This window comes from Kitasatospora sp. NPDC085895 (genome assembly GCF_040702125.1).
In the GTDB taxonomy this organism is placed as follows: domain Bacteria; phylum Actinomycetota; class Actinomycetes; order Streptomycetales; family Streptomycetaceae; genus Kitasatospora; species Kitasatospora arboriphila.
Map to the genome: position 1 here is coordinate 1 of NZ_JBFBJY010000024.1, position 17,367 is coordinate 17,367.

General features: G+C 73.9%; 13 protein-coding genes and 1 rRNA gene. 8 read left to right on the top strand and 6 right to left on the bottom strand.

Annotated elements, in window-relative coordinates:
* Window positions 1–91 (bottom strand): 16S ribosomal RNA (locus tag AB0442_RS17415); the annotation flags it as partial.
* A 726-nt stretch (window positions 92–817) separates the two neighbouring features.
* On the opposite strand from AB0442_RS17415, the gene AB0442_RS17420 reads away from it, so the two are divergent.
* Entirely contained in the window at window positions 818–1,267 is a 450-nt protein-coding gene (locus AB0442_RS17420; RefSeq protein ID WP_344627375.1) for a PTS glucose transporter subunit IIA, read from the top strand.
* A 36-nt stretch (window positions 1,268–1,303) separates the two neighbouring features.
* Window positions 1,304–2,974 carry a phosphoenolpyruvate--protein phosphotransferase gene (gene ptsP, locus AB0442_RS17425; RefSeq protein WP_366163729.1) on the top strand — a complete coding sequence of 557 codons (1,671 nt, stop codon included), beginning with the start codon at window positions 1,304–1,306 and terminating at the stop codon, window positions 2,972–2,974.
* A 107-nt stretch (window positions 2,975–3,081) separates the two neighbouring features.
* Here ptsP and AB0442_RS17430 read toward each other — a convergent pair whose 3' ends face one another.
* The 5 genes from AB0442_RS17430 to AB0442_RS17450 all read right to left on the bottom strand — a co-directional run bounded on the left by AB0442_RS17430 (window position 3,082) and on the right by AB0442_RS17450 (window position 10,290).
* Entirely contained in the window at window positions 3,082–5,100 is a 2,019-nt protein-coding gene (locus AB0442_RS17430) for an acetoacetate--CoA ligase (RefSeq protein ID WP_363542868.1), read from the bottom strand.
* Window positions 5,101–5,291: 191 nt separating this feature from the next.
* Window positions 5,292–7,169 (bottom strand): adenylosuccinate synthetase, encoded by a 1,878-nt coding sequence (locus AB0442_RS17435; RefSeq protein ID WP_366163731.1) that lies wholly within the window; start codon window positions 7,167–7,169, stop codon window positions 5,292–5,294.
* 160 nt (window positions 7,170–7,329) lie between these two features.
* On the bottom strand, window positions 7,330–8,322 hold the full coding sequence (locus AB0442_RS17440; RefSeq protein ID WP_366163732.1) for a hypothetical protein: 993 nt from the start codon (window positions 8,320–8,322) through the stop codon (window positions 7,330–7,332).
* 10 nt (window positions 8,323–8,332) lie between these two features.
* Complete coding sequence (locus AB0442_RS17445) at window positions 8,333–9,412, bottom strand: molecular chaperone DnaJ (protein WP_366163733.1); 1,080 nt, start codon at window positions 9,410–9,412, stop codon at window positions 8,333–8,335.
* The gene (locus tag AB0442_RS17450) at window positions 9,409–10,290 is read right to left on the bottom strand and encodes an NUDIX hydrolase (protein WP_366163734.1); all 882 of its coding nucleotides are present in this window, start codon (window positions 10,288–10,290) and stop codon (window positions 9,409–9,411) included. Before AB0442_RS17450 ends, AB0442_RS17445 begins: the two co-directional genes overlap by 4 nt.
* A gap of 289 nt (window positions 10,291–10,579) precedes the next feature.
* Between AB0442_RS17450 and mmuM the strand changes: the two genes are divergently transcribed.
* From mmuM to AB0442_RS17480, 6 genes are all read left to right on the top strand, one after another.
* A complete protein-coding gene (mmuM, locus tag AB0442_RS17455) occupies window positions 10,580–11,596 on the top strand; it encodes a homocysteine S-methyltransferase (protein WP_366163735.1) in 1,017 nt (338 codons plus the stop codon).
* Between the two features lie 117 nt (window positions 11,597–11,713).
* Window positions 11,714–12,478, top strand: coding sequence for an IclR family transcriptional regulator (locus tag AB0442_RS17460; RefSeq protein WP_363542874.1), 765 nt, complete (start codon window positions 11,714–11,716; stop codon window positions 12,476–12,478).
* 361 nt (window positions 12,479–12,839) lie between these two features.
* Entirely contained in the window at window positions 12,840–13,559 is a 720-nt protein-coding gene (locus AB0442_RS17465; protein WP_366163737.1) for an MIP/aquaporin family protein, read from the top strand.
* A 93-nt stretch (window positions 13,560–13,652) separates the two neighbouring features.
* A complete protein-coding gene (glpK, locus tag AB0442_RS17470; protein ID WP_344627384.1) occupies window positions 13,653–15,185 on the top strand; it encodes a glycerol kinase GlpK in 1,533 nt (510 codons plus the stop codon).
* Window positions 15,186–15,334: 149 nt separating this feature from the next.
* Window positions 15,335–16,930: a glycerol-3-phosphate dehydrogenase/oxidase gene (locus tag AB0442_RS17475; protein ID WP_366163739.1), complete on the top strand. Its 1,596-nt coding sequence runs from the start codon at window positions 15,335–15,337 to the stop codon at window positions 16,928–16,930.
* A gap of 106 nt (window positions 16,931–17,036) precedes the next feature.
* Window positions 17,037–17,348: a hypothetical protein gene (locus AB0442_RS17480; protein ID WP_366163741.1), complete on the top strand. Its 312-nt coding sequence runs from the start codon at window positions 17,037–17,039 to the stop codon at window positions 17,346–17,348.
* Window positions 17,349–17,367 lie beyond the last annotated feature (19 nt).

The following is a 17,367-nucleotide window of genomic DNA, read 5'->3' on the forward strand; positions in this document are numbered from 1 at the left end:
TGATCCACCCCGAAGGGCTTCACCGTTCGACTTGCATGTGTTAAGCACGCCGCCAGCGTTCGTCCTGAGCCAGGATCAAACTCTCCGTGAATGATTACCCGGCAGTGCTTCATTAAAAGCGCCGGTGCACACTCGCGGTGAGCGGCACGGCAACCACCGGAATAGGGTGGCCCCGCGCACTGCGTCCTCGCTGTGTTATTTCAAAAGGAATCTCCAACCGATCGATCTCCCGACCGGCCGGGGATGTCAACATATCTGGCGTTGACTTTTGGCACGCTGTTGAGTTCTCAAGGAACGGACACTTCCTTCGGACCGCCTTCCAGCGGACCCTCCGGGCGTTTCGCTCTTCCGTGTTTCCAGCTTATCAGATCCGTTTGCCGCCGTTTAACCGGTGCTTTACGTTTCCGACTTGCGGAGTTAACCATCGCCGCGCGGCGACCCGTGCAACGTTAGCCGGTCTCGACCCGAGCGCCAAATCGGGACGCGCCGCGGTCACCCGTACGGAGCACCCCTCTGATGGGCGGCGTCTGCGGGCCGTCTGCGCGGGGCCATCGTCGGCACTCCCCCGCATGCCGTAGAGTGCGGCGCATCGACGCAGAGGACTAGACCACTTGAGTCGGCGCAGGCGCTTCACTGCTGTGCCGAAGGGCCGGTGGCGGACGGTTCCGTGCCGCTGGAGCAGGGGGTTTCCCCGCTCGGCGCACTCCGCCGTTACGTGCCGGTATGTCCGAAGTTGACATGATTTAGGCTTCAGCTGATGCCGATGCCGCTGCTCTGCGGCCGCATGCGCTGTACTCCGCACCTGGGAGGCTCCACCATGACCACTGTGACCTCGCCGCTCGCCGGGCGGGCCGTCGGGCTGGCCAACGTGCCGGACCCCGTGTTCTCCGGCGCGATGGTCGGGCCCGGAACCGCCATCGACCCGGTGCGCGAGCCCACCGAGGCGGTGGCACCGGTCGACGGGCTCGTGGTGTCCATGCACCCGCACGCCTTCGTCGTCGTCGACGCCGACGGCCACGGCGTGCTCACCCACCTCGGCATCGACACCGTCCAGCTCAACGGTGAGGGCTTCGAGCTGCTCGTCGGCAAGGGCGACGAGGTCAAGCGGGGCCAGCCGGTGATCCGCTGGAACCCGGCGGCCGTCGAGGCCGCCGGCAAGTCGCCGATCTCTCCGATCGTCGCGCTGGAGGCCTCCGCGGAGGCGCTCGCGGACGTGGCCGAGAGCGGTGAGATCACCCCCGGCGGCGAACTCTTCACCTGGAACTGACCCCCCGCGCTGGCCGGGTGAAAGGAATCCCTGAACGTGGAACCGATGCTTCGCGGTGTAGGAGTCAGTCACGGGGTCGCCATCGGCCCCGTGCGGCACATGGGAACCGCCGTGCTGGAACCCCCGGCGACGCAGATCCCCAGTGAGGACGCCCCGCGGGAGCAGGCGCGCGCCCAGGCCGCGGTGGACGCGGTCGCGGCCGACCTGATCGCGCGCGGCAACCTGGCCGGCGGCGAGGCGCAGGCCGTCCTCGAGGCGCAGGCGCTGATGGCGCAGGATCCGGAGCTGATGGCGGACGTCAGCCGGCGGATCGCGGTCGGCAGCAGTGCCGAGCGGGGCATCTACGACGCCTTCGCCGCGTACCGGGCGCTGCTCGCGGCGGCCGGCGACTACCTGGCCGGCCGGGTGGCCGACCTGGACGACGTGCGGAACCGGATCGTGGCGCGGCTGCTCGGCGTGCCGATGCCGGGCGTGCCGGACAGCGACGAGCCGTACGTGCTCTTCGCGCACGACCTCGCTCCGGCGGACACCGCGCTGCTGGACCCGACGCTGGTGCTCGGCTTCGTGACCGAGGAGGGCGGGCCGACCAGCCACAGCGCGATCCTGGCCCGGGCGCTGGGCGTGCCCGCCGTGGTGGCGCTGCCGGGCGCGACCGGGGTCGCCGAGGGTCTGGTCGTCGCGGTCGACGGCAGCAGCGGCGAGGTGCTGGTGAGCCCCTCGGTCGAGCGGCAGGAGGAGCTGCGCCGGCTGGCGGCGGAGCGGAAGGCCGCGCTGGCCGCGTCCTCCGGACCGGGCCGGACCTCGGACGGGCACCTGGTGCCGCTGCTGGCGAACATCGGCGGCCCGGCCGACCTGCCGGCGGCGCTGGAGGCCGAGGCGGAGGGCGTCGGCCTGTTCCGGACGGAGTTCCTCTTCCTCGACGACTCGGCGAAGGCACCGAGCGAGGAGAAGCAGTTCGAGGCGTACCGGAAGGTGCTGGAGGCCTTCCCGGAGCGCCGGGTGGTCGTGCGGGTGCTGGACGCCGGGGCCGACAAGCCGCTGGACTTCCTGACGCCGGCCGACGAGCCGAACCCCGCGCTGGGTGTCCGCGGTCTGCGGACGCTGCTGGACCACCCCGAGGTGATGGCGGCGCAGCTGCGTGCGCTCGCCCGGGCGGCTGAAGGGCTGCCGGTGCACCTGGAGGTCATGGCGCCGATGGTGGCGGACCGGCAGGACGCGAAGGCGTTCGCGGACGCCTGCCGGGAGGCGGGGCTGACCGCGAAGTTCGGTGCGATGGTGGAGATCCCGTCGGCGGCGCTGCGGGCGCGGTCGATCCTGCAGGAGGTCGAGTTCCTGTCGCTGGGGACGAACGACCTGGCGCAGTACACCTTCGCGGCGGACCGGCAGGTCGGCGCGGTGGCGCGGCTGCAGGACCCGTGGCAGCCGGCGCTGCTGGACCTGATCGCGCTGTCGGCCGAGGCCGCGCTTTCGACCGGGAAGAGCTGCGGCGTGTGCGGTGAGGCGGCGGCCGACCCTCTGCTCGCCTGTGTGCTCACCGGGCTCGGGGTGACGAGCCTGTCGATGGGTGCCTCGTCGATCCCGTACGTGCGGACGGCGTTGGCCAAGGTCACGCTGGCGCAGTGCCGGCGTGCCGCGGCGGCGGCGCGGGCTGCGGACACCGCGGCCGACGCGCGTGCCGCGGCGCACCAGGTGCTGACCGGCGAGTAGACGCCCCGGAGCAGGGCCGGGGCTCGCAGGGGCGCTTCCACCGTGGGGGTTGGAAGCGCCCCTGCTCGGCTGTCCGGGTCCGCCCGGCGGCCGTCGGCGGGTGGGGCTCAGCCGCGGCGCTCGGCGCCCAGGCGCTCGAAGAACCGGAGGTGGTCGATGTTGTCGACCGAGCCCGGGTTGACCGCCTTCTCCAGCGGGGTGCCGGAGAGCAGCCGCTTCACGGGGACCTCGATGCGCTTGCCGGTGAGGGTGTGCGGGAGGCCGTTGACGGCGATGATCTCGTCCGGAACGTGGCGGGGCGAGAGCTGGGTGCGCAGTTCGGTGCGGACGCGGGCGCGCAGCGAGTCGTCGAGGTCCGCGCCGGGGGCGAGGACGACGAAGAGCGGCATCCAGTAGCCGCCGTCGGGCTCCTCGACGCCGATGACCAGGGACTCCGCGATCTCGGGGAGGCGTTCGACGACCTCGTAGATGTCGGAGGAGCCCATTCGGACGCCCTGGCGGTTGAGGGTGGAGTCGGAGCGGCCGTGGATGACGACGGTGCCGCGGGAGGTGACGGTGATCCAGTCGCCGTGCCGCCAGACGCCCGGGTACATGTCGAAGTAGCTGTCGCGGTAGCGGGTGCCGTCGGGGTCGTTCCAGAAGCCGATCGGCATGGAGGGCAGCGGCCCGGTGACGACGAGCTCGCCGACCTGGTCGGTGAGGGGGTGGCCCTGGACGTCCCAGGAGGCGACGGCGGCGCCGAGGCAGGGGGCCTGGATCTCGCCGAGGTGGACGGGGAGGGTGGGGACGCCGCCGACGAAGCAGCTGCAGACGTCGGTGCCGCCGCTGACGGAGGCGAGCCAGACGTCCTTCTTGACCTCGTCGTAGATCCACTGGAAGCCGTCGGGCGGCAGCGGGGAGCCGGTGGTGCCGAGGCAGCGGACGGCGGAGAGGTCGAGGTCGCGGCCGGGGTGGAGGTCGGCCTTGCGGCTGGCGATCACGTAGGCGGCGGAGGTGCCGAGGACGGTGGCGCGGGTGCGGGCGGCGACGGACCAGAGGGCGCCGGTGTCGGGGTGGCCGGGGCTGCCGTCGTAGGTGACGATCGTGGACCCGACGAGGAGGCCGGCGACGAGGAAGTTCCACATCATCCAGCCGGTGGACGTGTACCAGAGGAAGCGGTCGTCCGGGCCGAGGTCGAGGTGGAGCGCGGCCTGCTTGAGGTGCTCGACGAGGATGCCGCCCTGGCTCTGCACGATGGCCTTGGGCAGACCGGTGGTGCCGGAGGAGTAGAGCACCCAGAGCGGGTGGTCGAAGGGGACGGGTTCGAAGACCGGCTCGTCGTCGCCGGCGACCAGCTCCGCCCAGTCGAGGGCGCCCTCGGGGGCGGGGGCGCCGAGCAGCGGGATGTGCACGACGGTGCGCAGCGTGGGGAGCTCGCGGCGGAGTTCGGCGACGACCTCGGTGCGGTCGTGGTCCTTGCCGCCGTAGTGGTAGCCGTCGATCGCGAAGAGGACGGTGGGCTCGATCTGCTGGAGGCGGTCGAGGACGCTGCGGGCGCCGAAGTCGGGGGCGCAGGAAGTCCAGACGGCGCCGACGGCGGCGGTGGCGAGCAGGGCGACGATCGCCTGCGGGACGTTGGGCAGGTAGGCACCGACCCGGTCGCCGGGGCGGACGCCGCGGGCGCGCAGCGCGGCGGCCAGCGAGCCGACCTGGCGGCGGAGCTCGGCCCAGGTGAGGGCGGCGGGCTGCTCGGTGGTCTCGTCGAGGTGGAGGATCGCGGGCTTGTCGGCCCGGTCGGCGTCCTCGGCGGCGCGCAGGGCGTGCTCGGCGTAGTTGAGGCGGGCGCCGGGGAACCAGCGGGCGCCGGGCATCGCCGGGTCGGCGAGGACGGCCTCGGGCGCGGTGGTGAAGCGGACGTCGAACCACTCGGTGACGGCCGTCCAGAAGCGCTCCAGGTCTTCGGTGGACCAGGCGTGCAGGGCGGCGTAGCGGGCGGCGGCCTGCTCGTCGTCGTCCGCGGGGGCGAGCGGGGCCGCCGGGGCGCCGTGGTGCTCGGCGGCCCAGGCCTGGAAGGCGACGATCTGCGCGGAGGCGGCGCGGGCCGGGTCGGGGCGCCAGAGCAGTCGGCCTTCGGGTGGGGTGCTCACGGTGGTGGTCTCCCGGGGTGGAGCGCCCCCGCCCGGGGGCCGGGGGCGGTGGGCGGGGCTGCTCGTGGCGGGCGCCGCCCGCGTGGTGGCTGACGAGCAGACCTTGCCATGTGATCGTCGGGTGCGCCAGGGGCCCCTGCCGGGGGCCGGGCGCGGCGCTGCGGCACCGCGCCGGTGGCGACCGCCGGTGGTCAGACCAGGTGGGCGTAGTCGCCGTTGAACCAGGCGTGGGCCACCCGGGTGTGGAAGGGGAAGGCCAGCCGGGACGGGGTGGGGAGGAACTGCCAGCCCTCGGTCTCGGAGGTGGGGACGGAGGGCGGGAGCTCGCCGAGCCGTCGGGCGGGCAGCATGCCGAACAGGCAGAGGAAGCCGCCGGCGGTGTCGGAGTCGGTGGCGACCAGGGTGACCCGGGCGTGGTCGGCCTCGATGCCGGTCTCTTCGCGGAGCTCGCGGACGCAGGCCTGCTGCCAGCTCTCGCCGTAGTCGATGTAGCCGCCGGGGAGGGCGAGCTCGCCGTAGCCCGGCTCGATGGTGCGGCGGATGACGACCAGGCCTTCGGCCTCGGGTGAGACGACGGGCAGGAGGGTGACGACCACGGGCAGCGGGTTGCGGTAGCTGATCTCGTTGCAGCCGGGGCACGTCCGGGGCCAGGCGGCGGTGCCGGGGCTGTAGGGGGTGCCGCACCAGTGGCAGTGCGAGCCGGGGCCGTAGGACTTCCGGTCGGCCTGGTCTGTGGTCATGGGGTGGATGGTACTGCGGTGGACGGCGGCTCGGCGGAGGTGTTTCTGACGGGACGTCGGGCCGTGGGACTCGAGGAGGACGGGGGTGCCGAGGCGGTCGGCGATCGCGTCGGACCAGTCCTGCGGGTCGGGGCCGGGGTCGGTGAGGGTGCCGGGGCGGGCGCGGAGGAGGGCCTCGGTGAGGCGGGCCTGGGCGTCGAGGTCGCCGGCCATGCCGGTGGTGACGGCGTGCAGGGGTGCGCCGTCCAGCTCGTAGCCGTCGCAGAGGCGCAGGTCGCGGTGGTGGGCGGGGGTGTCGAGGTGGGTGAGGGCGAGGGCGTCGGCACCGCCGGTGGCGGCGAGGGCGTAGCGGTGGCCGGGGGTGTCGAAGTGGCCGGTGCGGAAGGCGCCCTGCCAACGACCGGTGGTGTTGTGGGGTTCGGGGAGGTCGAGGGCCTTGTCCTCGGTGGGGAGCGGGCCGGGGCCGTGGCGGGTGGTGTAGGTGCGTACGACGCCGAGCCGGAGGGCGGTGGGGGCGCCGGACTCGGCGAGCAGGGTCTCGGCGTTGGCGAAGGTGGTGGTGGACCAGGTGGTGTGGGGGTGGAAGCCGTGGTGCTCGTCGAGCAGGACGCCCTGGGCGCCCTCGAAGATCACCGGGCCGGTGCGCAGCAGGTGGGCGAGGTGGTCGCCGTCGGTGAGGCGGACCCGGGCGGCGAAGGCGGTGAAGGCCTCGGCGCAGTCGGCGGGCGGCGGGGCGGGGAGCTCGGCGGGGTCGAGGCCGAGCCGGTCGGCGAGGCGGTCGCGGAGCAGGGTGAGGAGGGTGAGCAGCCGGGTGGGGCGGGTGCAGTCGCCGGCGGTCGGGGCGTCCTCGGGGTGGTCCAGGGCGTAGCTCGCGGTCTCGCCGATGCCGAGGCCGCAGGAGCCGTGGCGGTCGGGGCCGCGGCGCTGTTCGCGGATGCGGTTGGCGGCGGCGTGGTACGGGGTGGTGAGCAGGGCGCGGCGGTCGACGGTGAGCAGGGCGAACGGGTCGGGGACGCCGAGGGCGGCCAGGTGCCGGGCCTCGGCGGCGAGGGCGAGCGGGTCGACCAGCATGAACCGGGAGAGGTGGGTGGGGACGCCCGCGAGGGTGCCCGAGCCGAACTGGGCGAAGGTGTGGTGGCGGCCGTCGTCGGTGACGACGTTGTGCGCGGCCTGGGCGCCGCCGTTGTGGCGGACGACGGCGCGGGCCGGGTGGGGGCTGTCGGGGCCGAGCGGGCCGCGGCAGAGGTGGTCGACGATCGTGCCCTTGCCCGCGTCCCCGTAGCCGAGGTCGCAGACGATGACGTGTCCGTCGAATCGTGGGTCGGTCACGGCGGTGCCCGTTCTGTGCGGGGGACTGCGGCGGGTGGTGTCGCGGTGGATGGGCGCTGCGGTGGATGGATGCTGCGGTGGATGGTGGCGGGCAGCGCCCGACCCGCGCTGCGGCCGGCCGGGGTCGGGCAGACCGCAGCGCAGGTGGGGCGGGCGGTGCTCAGAGGCGGGTGGTGCCGGCTGTCGAGCGGTCGTCGGGGACGAGCAGGGAGGTGCCGGGGACGGCCGCCGCCCTGCTGTGGCGGGCGAGCGAGTCCAGGGCCTTGCCGACGCTGGCGACGGCGCCGGAGCCGATGTCGGCGAGGTCGTCGAGGCCCTCCTGGAGGTCGATGGCCTCCTCGCCGAGGCCGATGGTGAGGGCGATGGTCTCGCAGACGGCGTCGAGGTCGTCGAGCTCGATGACGTGCTGGCCGAGCAGCTTGCGCCAGGTGCCGAGGACCTCGGCGTTGCCTGCGTAGGCGGTGCCGGCCGGGAGGATGAAGTAGACGTGGTAGAGCTGCCGGAGCTCGGAGAGGATCGCGGTGACCGGGATGTCCTCGGGGATGTCCTCGCCGAGGACGGCCCGGACCTCGCGGGCCTTGACCTTGCCGTAGGGCAGTTCGTCGCCGATGAGGAAGAGGTAGCCCTTGCGGCCGCGGCGCTCGACGCAGTCGAGTGCGGTGTGGCGGGCCATGGCGTACATGGCGAGCTCGTAGGACTCGGTCATCTGCCCGCCGCCACCGCCCTCCAGCAGGATGTTGCCGAGGTTGTCGTCCATCCGGTTGTCGGACTCGAACTGGCCGAGCTGGAGCGGGACGCGGTCGCAGGTGGCGTCACCGACGGCGCCGAAGAGGATCTGCGGGTCCTCGGTGTACCCCTTGCGCAGCAGCAGGCCGAAGAGCTCGGGGAGCTTGGTCTGCAGGGTGCGCGGGACGGTCTGCATGGAGCCGGTGACGTCGAAGAGGACGGCGATCGCCAGCGAGGCGGGGTGCTCGTCGGAGTCCCTGCTCTCGCGGACGGTGAGGGCGTGCGGGTCGAGGCTGGGGTGGGCCTTCCAGCCGGAGCGGGCGCCGCGGGTGGTGGCGTCGCTGTAGGCGAAGGCGCTGGCGCCGGTGCCGGCGCGGTAGTGCGCGGCGGCGTCGTAGACGTCGGTGGACCAGGTGCCGCTGCCCATCGGGGCCTCCTCAGGCGGTGGGTGGCAGGTGGAACGGCCGGAAGGTGCGCGGGCCGTAGAGGGTGTGGAGCAGTTCGTCGAGCTCGGCGAGGAGCTTCCAGGCGTCGTGCGGTCGGCGGGGCTCGGCGGGCAGGGTGCAGCCGGCGACGAAGGCGCGGAGCTGCCGCGGTGCCCGGTCGCCCATGAGCAGCTGGATGCAGCGGGTGGCGAGGTGGATGTCGGTGGCCTCGGTGACAGCCTGTCGGGCGGGGACCTCCGGTGGGTAGAGCGCGCGGTGGCGCTCGACCAGAGCGGGCGCGGGGGCCGGCGCGCCGGTGCCGGCGTAGCACCAGTCGACGAGGACGAGGCCGTGGTCGGCGGGGTGGACGAGGACGTGCTCGGGGAGGACCGCGCCGTGCCGGACGCCGGCGCGGTGGGCGTAGCCGAGCGCGACGAGCAGGCGGCGCCAGATCCAGGCGGCGTCCCGCGGGTCGACGCCGTCGGGGTGGGCCTCGAGGACGTCGGTGAGCGGGCGCAGGCCCTCGCAGCGGACGAGGGCGTTGACCTGGCGCGGGGCGTCGGCCGGGTCGGCGGTGTCCTGGTGGCGGAAGGTCTCCAGCAGGGTGGGGGCGTAGGCGTGGAAGCGGCGGTCGCCGTGGCGGGCGAGCCGGGTGAGGGCGGTGGCCTCGCGTTCGAGGAGGTCGTTGTCGAGGGCGCTGCGGGGGATCTTGAGCAGCACCTCGGTGCCGGACCCGGTGGTGGCGGCGCGCAGGACGGCGATGTCGCCGGTCGCCGCGACCGGACCGAGCCGGTACGTGTGCCGACCGGTGCGCAGCTCGGCGGTGGTGTCGCCGGCGGGCCCCTGGTGCTGCTCCCAGAGCCGGCCGAGGGCGAGGAAGGCGGCGGTGGCTCGGGGGCGGTCGGCGGTGGGTGCGGTGTCGGGGTGGAGGAGGCGGGCGAGGCGGCGGTAGCGCCGGGCCGCCTCGGCCGGATCGTCGGGGAACAGCTCCGCCGGGCCGGTGGCGGCGAGGACGGCGGCGGCCGCGTCCGCGAAGGTGCGCGGTGCGGGGCCGGGCCCGGCGGGCGGACGGGCGGTGCGCGGGACCGTCATCGGATGTCGTCCTCGTGGGCGGGGCGCAGCAGCGGCGGGTGGAGGAGGCGGGCGTCGCCGGCGTGGTACGTGCGGGCGCGCGGGCCGCCGCGGGTGCCGCCGCGTTCAGTGGTGGTGCCGGTGGACTCGACGAAGCCGGGCACGGAGAGCACCTTGCGGTGGAAGTTGCCGGCGTGCAGCCGCTCGCCCCACACGGCCTCGTAGACGGCGCGCAGCTCGGGGATGGTGAAGTCGTGCCGGAGGAAGGCGGTGGCGAGCGGGCTGTACTCGATCTTGGCCCGGGCCCGGTCCAGGCCGTCCGCGAGGATCACGGCGTGGTCGAAGGCGAGCCGGGTGCCGGACCGGCCGCCGACGCCACCCCCGTGGGTGTCGGCGGCCGGCCCGGCGGTTCGGGAGGCGGTCAGGTCGAGTGCGGAGACCGGGTGCCAGGCGGCGGCCGCGGCGTCGGTGCCGGCCTGCGGATCGGGCAGGTCGGGGGCGAAGGCGAGGTAGGCGACGGAGACCACGTGCATGCGCGGGTCACGGTCGGGGGCACCGTAGCTGCCGAGCTGCTCCAGGTGGATGCGGCTCAGGGTGGCGGCGGCCTCCAGGGTGCCCTGCAGGCCGGTCTCCTCGGCGAGCTCGCGGACAGCGGCGCCGGGGAGGTCCTCCTCTCCTGCGCGGAGGAAGCCGCCGGGCAGCGCCCAGCAGCCCTGGTAGGGCGGCTCGCCGCGCTCGACCAGCAGGACGTGCAGCTCGTCGGCGCGCAGCGTCAGGGCGACCACGTCGACGGTGACGGCGACGGGGGTGTAGGCGCGCGGGTCGTAGGCCGCGAGCCAGGCGTGCTCGCCGCCGCCCGCGGTCTCGCCCGGGCCCCCGCTGTCGCTGTCGCCTGCCATGCCTGTGCCTGCCTTCGGTGGGAGCTGCGGTGCGCCCGTCGGACCGTCCGGCGGCCGAGCGACGCCCGGGGAGTCATTCTCCAAGTGAGAACAACGTAGCGCAGCGGGCCGACGGCCGCCAGCCGATTTCGATCACTCGTACGGGTGGTTCGCCCCGGCGGCCGCCCGTACGGCCGGATCGCGGGGCGATCCGCGCCCCGGGCCTCCGCGGCGGCCGCGGCCGCTCTACAGTTCAGGCATCCGCGCCGGCCCCGCAGCAGGAGTCGGCCCGCGCCGCAGGAGGTGTCCCGTGCCCGTCGCTCCCCCGCCCGCCGCGCCGGGCGCCCGTCCGGGTTTCGCCGCCGCCCTGGCGGCGGGCCCGCTGGTCCTGGACGGCGGACTGTCCAACCAGCTGGCCGACGCCGGGCACGACCTCTCGGACGCCCTCTGGTCGGCCCGGCTGCTGGCGGACGCGCCGGAGGCGGTCACGGCGGCGCACCTGGGGTACTTCCGGGCCGGGGCCCAGGTCGCGATCACCGCCAGCTACCAGGCCTCGTTCGAGGGGTTCGCACGCCGCGGGACGGGCCGGGCCGAGGCGGAACGGCTGCTCGCGCTGAGCGTGCGCCTGGCCCGGGAGGCCGCACGGCAGGCCGAGGCGGAGCGGGCAGCGGCCGGGCAGGCGCGGCGGGCGGAGGACGGGCAGGCGGCGCCGGCGCGGCCGGGCGCGGTCGCCGCCGGTCCGCTGTTCGTGGCGGCGTCGGTGGGCCCGTACGGCGCGGTGCTGGCCGACGGGTCGGAGTACCGCGGCCGGTACGGGCTGGGCGTGGCGGAGCTGGAGCGCTTCCACCGGCCGCGGCTGGAGGTGCTGGCGGCGGCGGGCCCGGACGTGCTGGCGCTGGAGACCGTCCCGGACATGGTCGAGGCGGAGGCGCTGCTGCGGGCGGTCGACGGGCTGGGGGTGCCGGTGTGGCTGTCGTTCAGCGCGGAGGGCGACCTGACCCGGGCGGGGCAGCCGCTGGAGGACGCGCTGGGGATGGCCGCGGGGGTGGACGCCGTGGTGGCGGTCGGGGTGAACTGCTGCAGCCCGGCCGACGCCGACCGGGCGGTGCCGGTGGCCGCGCGGGCGGCGGGCCTGCCGGTGGTGGTGTACCCCAACAGCGGCGAGGCGTGGGACGCCGCGGCCCGGGACTGGCGGGGCGACCCGACGTTCCGTCCGGAGCGGGTGACGGGCTGGCTGGCGGGCGGGGCGCGGCTGGTCGGCGGCTGCTGCCGGGTCGGCGAGCGGGAGATCGCGGGGCTCGCGCGCGCGGTGCGCGGGGCGGGGTGAGGTTCCGCACGCGGTGCGGAGTGATCGGAAAGGTGCGCGTCCGGCCGTCGGCCTGGCAGACTCGTGCCGTCAACACTTCGGTCGACAATGTCGACCGCCTGTCAGGGGAGGTAGCCAATGCCCGGCCCGATCCAGTCGCTCTCCCGGGCCGCCGCGATCATGCGCCTGCTGGCCGGCGGTGAGCGCCGGCTCGGGCTCTCCGAGGTCGCGACCGCGCTCGACCTGGCCAAGGGCACGGCCCACGGCATCCTGCGCACGCTACAGCAGGAGGGGTTCGTCGAGCAGGACCCGGAGAGCGGGAAGTACCAGCTCGGGGCGGAGCTGCTGCGGCTCGGCCAGAGCTACCTCGACGTGCACGAGCTGCGGGCGCGCGCCCTGGTGTGGGCGGACGACCTGGCCCGGGCCAGCGGCGAGACGGTCTACCTGGGCGTGCTGCACCAGCAGGGCGTGCTGATCGTGCACCACGTCTTCCGCCCGGACGACACCCGGCAGGTGCTGGAGGTCGGCTCGATGCAGCCGCTGCACTCCACCGCGCTGGGCAAGGTGCTGCTGGCCTACGACCCGGTCGCCCGCGGGCAACTGGGCGACGGGCCTTACGAGTCCTACACGCTGCGCACACTGACCGATCCAGCGGACGTGGACGCGGAGTGCGCTCTGATCCGCGAGCGGGGCTGGGCCGACTCGATCGAGGAGACCTGGGAGGGGGTGGCGTCGATCGGTGCACTGATCCAGGACCGGCGGCGCAACCCGGTCGGCGCGGTCTGCGTGAGCGGACCGGTGGAGACGGTGACGGAGGACGGCTTCGTGAAGCCGTCGCTGGTCGCCTCGGTGCGCAGCGCGGCCCGGGCGATCTCCCGGGACCTGGGTGCCGGACGGTTCTGAACCCCTTCCGGGGCCCGGGGTCACGGAGGACGTACGCGCGGGGCGCGGACGGGCGAGCAGCCCGTCCGCGCCCCTTTCGCATGTCCACGGGCCCGGGCGGCGCCCGGAGGGCCGCGGTTCGCCCGTTCCGCGGACGGCCCGGACCCGTTCGGCGCGTCCCTGCGCCCCCGTCCGTCACAGGTGCGTAACCCTGCCTTGACGTGGAGGGTGGCCGCGGTGGAAGCTTCCGCATGTCGGTCGACATTGTCGAACGGCGGCCGGGAAGATCCGCTCCCACTGCGCTCACCCGCACCGGATCGACCCGGCACACCTGCCCCCACCCGCACACGCACGTCCGGGCCATCAGGACAAGGGAGTCTCTGTGTCCGCTTTCTCCAACGGCGACATCTTCGTCGGCGAAACCCTCGGCACCGCCGCTCTGATACTCCTCGGCGGCGGCGTCTGCGCCGCGGTCACGCTCAAGAAGTCGAAGGCGATCAACGCCGGCTGGCTCGCCATCACCTTCGGCTGGGGATTCGCCGTCCTCATCGCCGCCTACATGTCGGCCCCCAAGTCCGGCGCCCACCTCAACCCGGCGGTCACCCTGGCCATCGCCGCCGACACCGGCGACTGGAGCAAGGTCCCGCTCTACATCGGCTCCCAGATGCTCGGCGCGTTCATCGGCGCCGTCCTGGTGTGGGTCACCTACCTCGGCCAGTTCCAGGCCAACGAGGAGCCCACCCTCGGCATCTTCTCGACCGGTCCCGAGATCCGGAACCCGATCCAGAACATGCTCACCGAGATCATCGGCACCTTCGTGCTCTGCCTCGCGATCCTCACCCAGGGCCTGAACAAGGGCCTCGGCCTCTCCGGCACCGGCATCCTGATCGTCGCGCTCACCGTGGTCGGCATCGGCCTGTCGCTCGGCGGCCCGACCGGCTACGCGATCAACCCGGCCCGCGACCTCGGCCCGCGCGTCGCCCACGCCCTGCTGCCGATCCCCGACAAGGGCAGCTCGGACTGGTCGTACGCGTGGATCCCGGTGGCCGGCCCGGCCATCGGCGGCCTGCTGGCCGGCGGTTTCTACCACATCGTCTTCTGAGCCCGACCGGGGTTTGCCCGGCACCCGCCCACGGGGACTGACCCCACGTCAGGCCCGCCCGTCCCTGCATCCCTCATCCAGATCGAGGACCCCATGACTTCTGGCACCACGCCCACCGGGAACTACATCGCCGCGATCGACCAGGGCACCACGTCCAGCCGCTGCATCATCTTCGGCGCCGACGGCCGGATCGTCGCCGTCGACCAGCAGGAGCACTCGCAGATCTTCCCGCAGCCGGGCTGGGTCGAGCACGACGCCGCCGAGATCTGGACCCGCGTCCAGTCGGTGATCCGCGGGGCCCTCGAGAAGGCCGGCCTCACCAAGGACGACATCCGCGCCATCGGCATCACCAACCAGCGCGAGACCACCGTGCTGTGGGACAAGAACACCGGTGAGCCCGTCCACAACGCGCTGGTCTGGCAGGACACCCGCACCGAGGCGCTCTGCCGCGAGCTCGGCCGCAACGTCGGCCAGGACCGCTACCGCCGCGAGACCGGCCTGCCGCTGGCCAGCTACTTCGCCGGCCCGAAGATCCGCTGGCTGCTGGACAACGTCGAGGGCCTGCGCGAGCGCGCCGAGGCCGGCGACATCCTCTTCGGCACCATGGACACCTGGGTCATCTGGAACCTGACCGGCGGCGTCGACGGCGGCAAGCACGTCACCGACGTGACCAACGCCAGCCGCACCATGCTGATGAACCTCCACACCCTGGAGTGGGACGAGAAGATCGCCGAGTCCATGGAGGTACCGATGACGGTCCTCCCGGAGATCCGCTCCTCCGCCGAGGTCTACGGCCACGCGATCGGCGACCTGGAGGGCGTGCCCGTCGCCTCCGCGCTCGGCGACCAGCAGGCCGCGCTGTTCGGCCAGACCTGCTTCGACGAGGGCGAGGCCAAGTCGACCTACGGCACCGGCACCTTCCTGCTGCTGAACACCGGCGAGAAGGTCGTCAACTCCTACCACGGCCTGCTGACCACGGTCGGCTACCGGATCGGCGACCAGAAGCCGGTCTACGCCCTGGAGGGCTCGATCGCCGTCACCGGCTCGCTGGTGCAGTGGCTCCGCGACCAGCTCGGCATCATCTCCACCGCGGCCGAGATCGAGACCCTCGCCTCCACCGTCGAGGACAACGGCGGCGCCTACTTCGTCCCGGCCTTCTCCGGCCTGTTCGCCCCGTACTGGCGCTCCGACGCCCGCGGTGTGATCGCCGGCCTGACCCGGTACGTGACCAAGGGCCACCTGGCCCGGGCCGTCCTGGAGGCCACCGCCTGGCAGACCCGCGAGGTCGTCGACGCCATGCAGAAGGACTCCGGCGTGGAGCTCACCGCCCTCAAGGTCGACGGCGGCATGACCTCCAACAACCTGCTGATGCAGAACATCGCGGACGTCCTGGACGCCCCGGTCGAGCGCCCCTACGTCGCCGAGACCACGGCGCTGGGCGCGGCCTACGCGGCGGGCCTCGCGGTCGGCTTCTGGAGCGACCTCGACACCCTGCGGGCCAACTGGCACCGCGCCGCCGAGTGGACCCCGCGGATGGACGAGGCCACCCGCGACCGCGAGTACAAGAAGTGGCTCAAGGCCGTGGAGCGCACCATGGGCTGGGTCGAGGAGGACGAGCAGAGCTGACGAACAGCCGGCCGGGGCAGCGCCGCCCCGGCCGGCCTTCGTGACGTTCCGGCCCGCCGCACCGGGCCGGCCCCGGTCTCCCCGCGGAGACCGCACCGCACACCCCGAGAGGAGACACGGCAGCCCGACCAGGCCGCCGTACACACACCATGGCAACCATTCCGACTCTGGGCGCCGGCTACACCACCGGCCGCACCGCCTCCCGCGCCGAGACCCGCGAGCTGCTCGGCAAGGCCACCTACGACCTGCTGGTGATCGGCGGCGGCATCCTCGGCACCGCAACCGCCTGGACGGCGGCGCAGGCCGGTCTGAAGGTCGCCATGGTCGACGCGGGCGACTTCGCCGGCGCCACCTCCAGCGCCTCCTCCAAGCTCGTCCACGGCGGTCTGCGCTACCTGCAGACCGGCGCGGTCAAGCTGGTCGCCGAGAACCACAAGGAGCGCCGCGCGCTCGCCACCGACGTCGCCCCGCACCTGGTCAACCCGCTGACCTTCTTCGTGCCGGTGTACAAGGGCGGCCCGCACAGCGCCCCGAAGCTCGGCGCCGGCGTCTTCCTCTACTCGGCGCTCTCCGCCTTCCGCGACGGCATGGGCCGGGTCTCCACCGCCGCGCACGCCGCCCAGCAGGTGCCGGCGCTGCGCACCGAGGGCCTGCGCTCGGTCGCGGTCTACGGCGACCACCAGATGAACGACTCCCGGGTCGCCGTGATGACCGTGCGCGCCGCCGTCGAGTCCGGCGCGGTCGTGCTCAACCACGCCGAGGTCACCGGCCTGCGCTTCACCGGCGGCCGGGTCTCCGGCGCGGAGCTGCGGGACCGCCTGGACGGCACCGAGTTCGGCGTCTCCGCCCGCCTGGTGCTCAACGCCACCGGCCCCTGGGTCGACCACCTGCGGAAGATGGAGGACGCGGGTGCCGCCCCGTCGATCCGCCTCTCCAAGGGCGCGCACGTCGTCGTCAAGCGCCGCACCCCGTGGCGCGCCGCGCTCACCATCCCGATCGACAAGTACCGCGTCTCCTTCGCGATCCCGTGGGAGGACCACGTCCTGCTCGGCACCACGGACGAGGAGTACACCGGCGACCCGCTGGACGTCCGCGCCACCGAGGCCGACATCGACCAGATCATGGACGAGGCCGGCCACGCCATCCGCGACGAGCACCTCGACCGCGACCTGATCACCTACGCCTTCGCCGGCCTGCGGGTGCTGCCCGGCGGCCCCGGCGACACCGCCGCCGCCAAGCGCGAGACCGTCGTCACCGAGGGCCGCGGCGGCATGCTGTCGGTCGCCGGCGGCAAGTGGACGACCTACCGGCACATCGGCCGCGCCGTGCTGGAGAAGCTCAAGCACGTGCCCGGCACCGGCCTGGCCGAGGACATGTCGCCCTTCCCGGCGACCGTGCCGCTGCCCGGCGTCGGCGCGCCGAACGCCGTCGCGCACCGTCTGCTGGTCGACCGCGAGCCCGGCTCCCGGATGGAGCCGCTGGTCGCCAAGCACCTGGCGAGCCACTACGGCACGCTCTCCTTCGAGATCGCCCACCTGATCGCGCAGGACCCGGAGCTCGGCCGGCCGATCCACGCCGACGGCCCGGACGTCTGGGCGCAGGTCGCGTACGCCGCCGACAACGAGTGGGCGTACACCGTGGACGACGTGCTGCGCCGCCGCACCACCATGACGGTGCGCGGCCTGGACACGCCGGAGGTCCGCCAGGAGGTCGAGGCCTTCCTCGCGAAGCGCGGAAAGAAGTAGGACGCAGCCTCGCGAAGCGCGGAAAGAAGTAGGCAGTACCGGTAAAAGCGTTCGCCCCCTTCGCCGCCCGGCGCCTAGCGTCGGTGCGGGGAAGGGGGCGATGTGCATGGTGCGCAGGACGCCGCGGGAGAAGAAGCGGCTGAGCTACCTGAAGGACCGTCGGAACGCCTACGGCGAGAACGACAAGAGCTCGCGCGCGAGCGTCCGGCGCCGCAAGCGGGCGGTGAACAGCGCCAACCGCCGGCTGCACCGGACGGTGCTGGCGACGCTCAGCGGCCGCCGGGTCGGTGACCGGGCGGCCGAGGTGGCGGAGCGGGCGGACGGTCGGCGGCCGAAGCGGTGGCGCAAGGTGCCGGACGCGCCGCTCGGGGAGCTGCTCGCGCGACGGGCCGCGGCCGCGGACGGCGACCGCGGCTGAGCCGACGGCCGGGGCCCGC

Coding starts and splice junctions, on each gene's coding strand:
- AB0442_RS17420 (WP_344627375.1), top strand. CDS start 818: ATGACCACTGTGACCTCGCCGCTCGCCGGGCGGGCCGTCGGGCTGGCC.
- AB0442_RS17440 (WP_366163732.1), bottom strand. CDS start 8,322: ATGGGCAGCGGCACCTGGTCCACCGACGTCTACGACGCCGCCGCGCAC.
- AB0442_RS17445 (WP_366163733.1), bottom strand. CDS start 9,412: ATGACGGTCCCGCGCACCGCCCGTCCGCCCGCCGGGCCCGGCCCCGCA.
- AB0442_RS17450 (WP_366163734.1), bottom strand. CDS start 10,290: ATGGCAGGCGACAGCGACAGCGGGGGCCCGGGCGAGACCGCGGGCGGC.
- AB0442_RS17460 (WP_363542874.1), top strand. CDS start 11,714: ATGCCCGGCCCGATCCAGTCGCTCTCCCGGGCCGCCGCGATCATGCGC.
- glpK (WP_344627384.1), top strand. CDS start 13,653: ATGACTTCTGGCACCACGCCCACCGGGAACTACATCGCCGCGATCGAC.
- AB0442_RS17475 (WP_366163739.1), top strand. CDS start 15,335: ATGGCAACCATTCCGACTCTGGGCGCCGGCTACACCACCGGCCGCACC.
- AB0442_RS17480 (WP_366163741.1), top strand. CDS start 17,037: ATGGTGCGCAGGACGCCGCGGGAGAAGAAGCGGCTGAGCTACCTGAAG.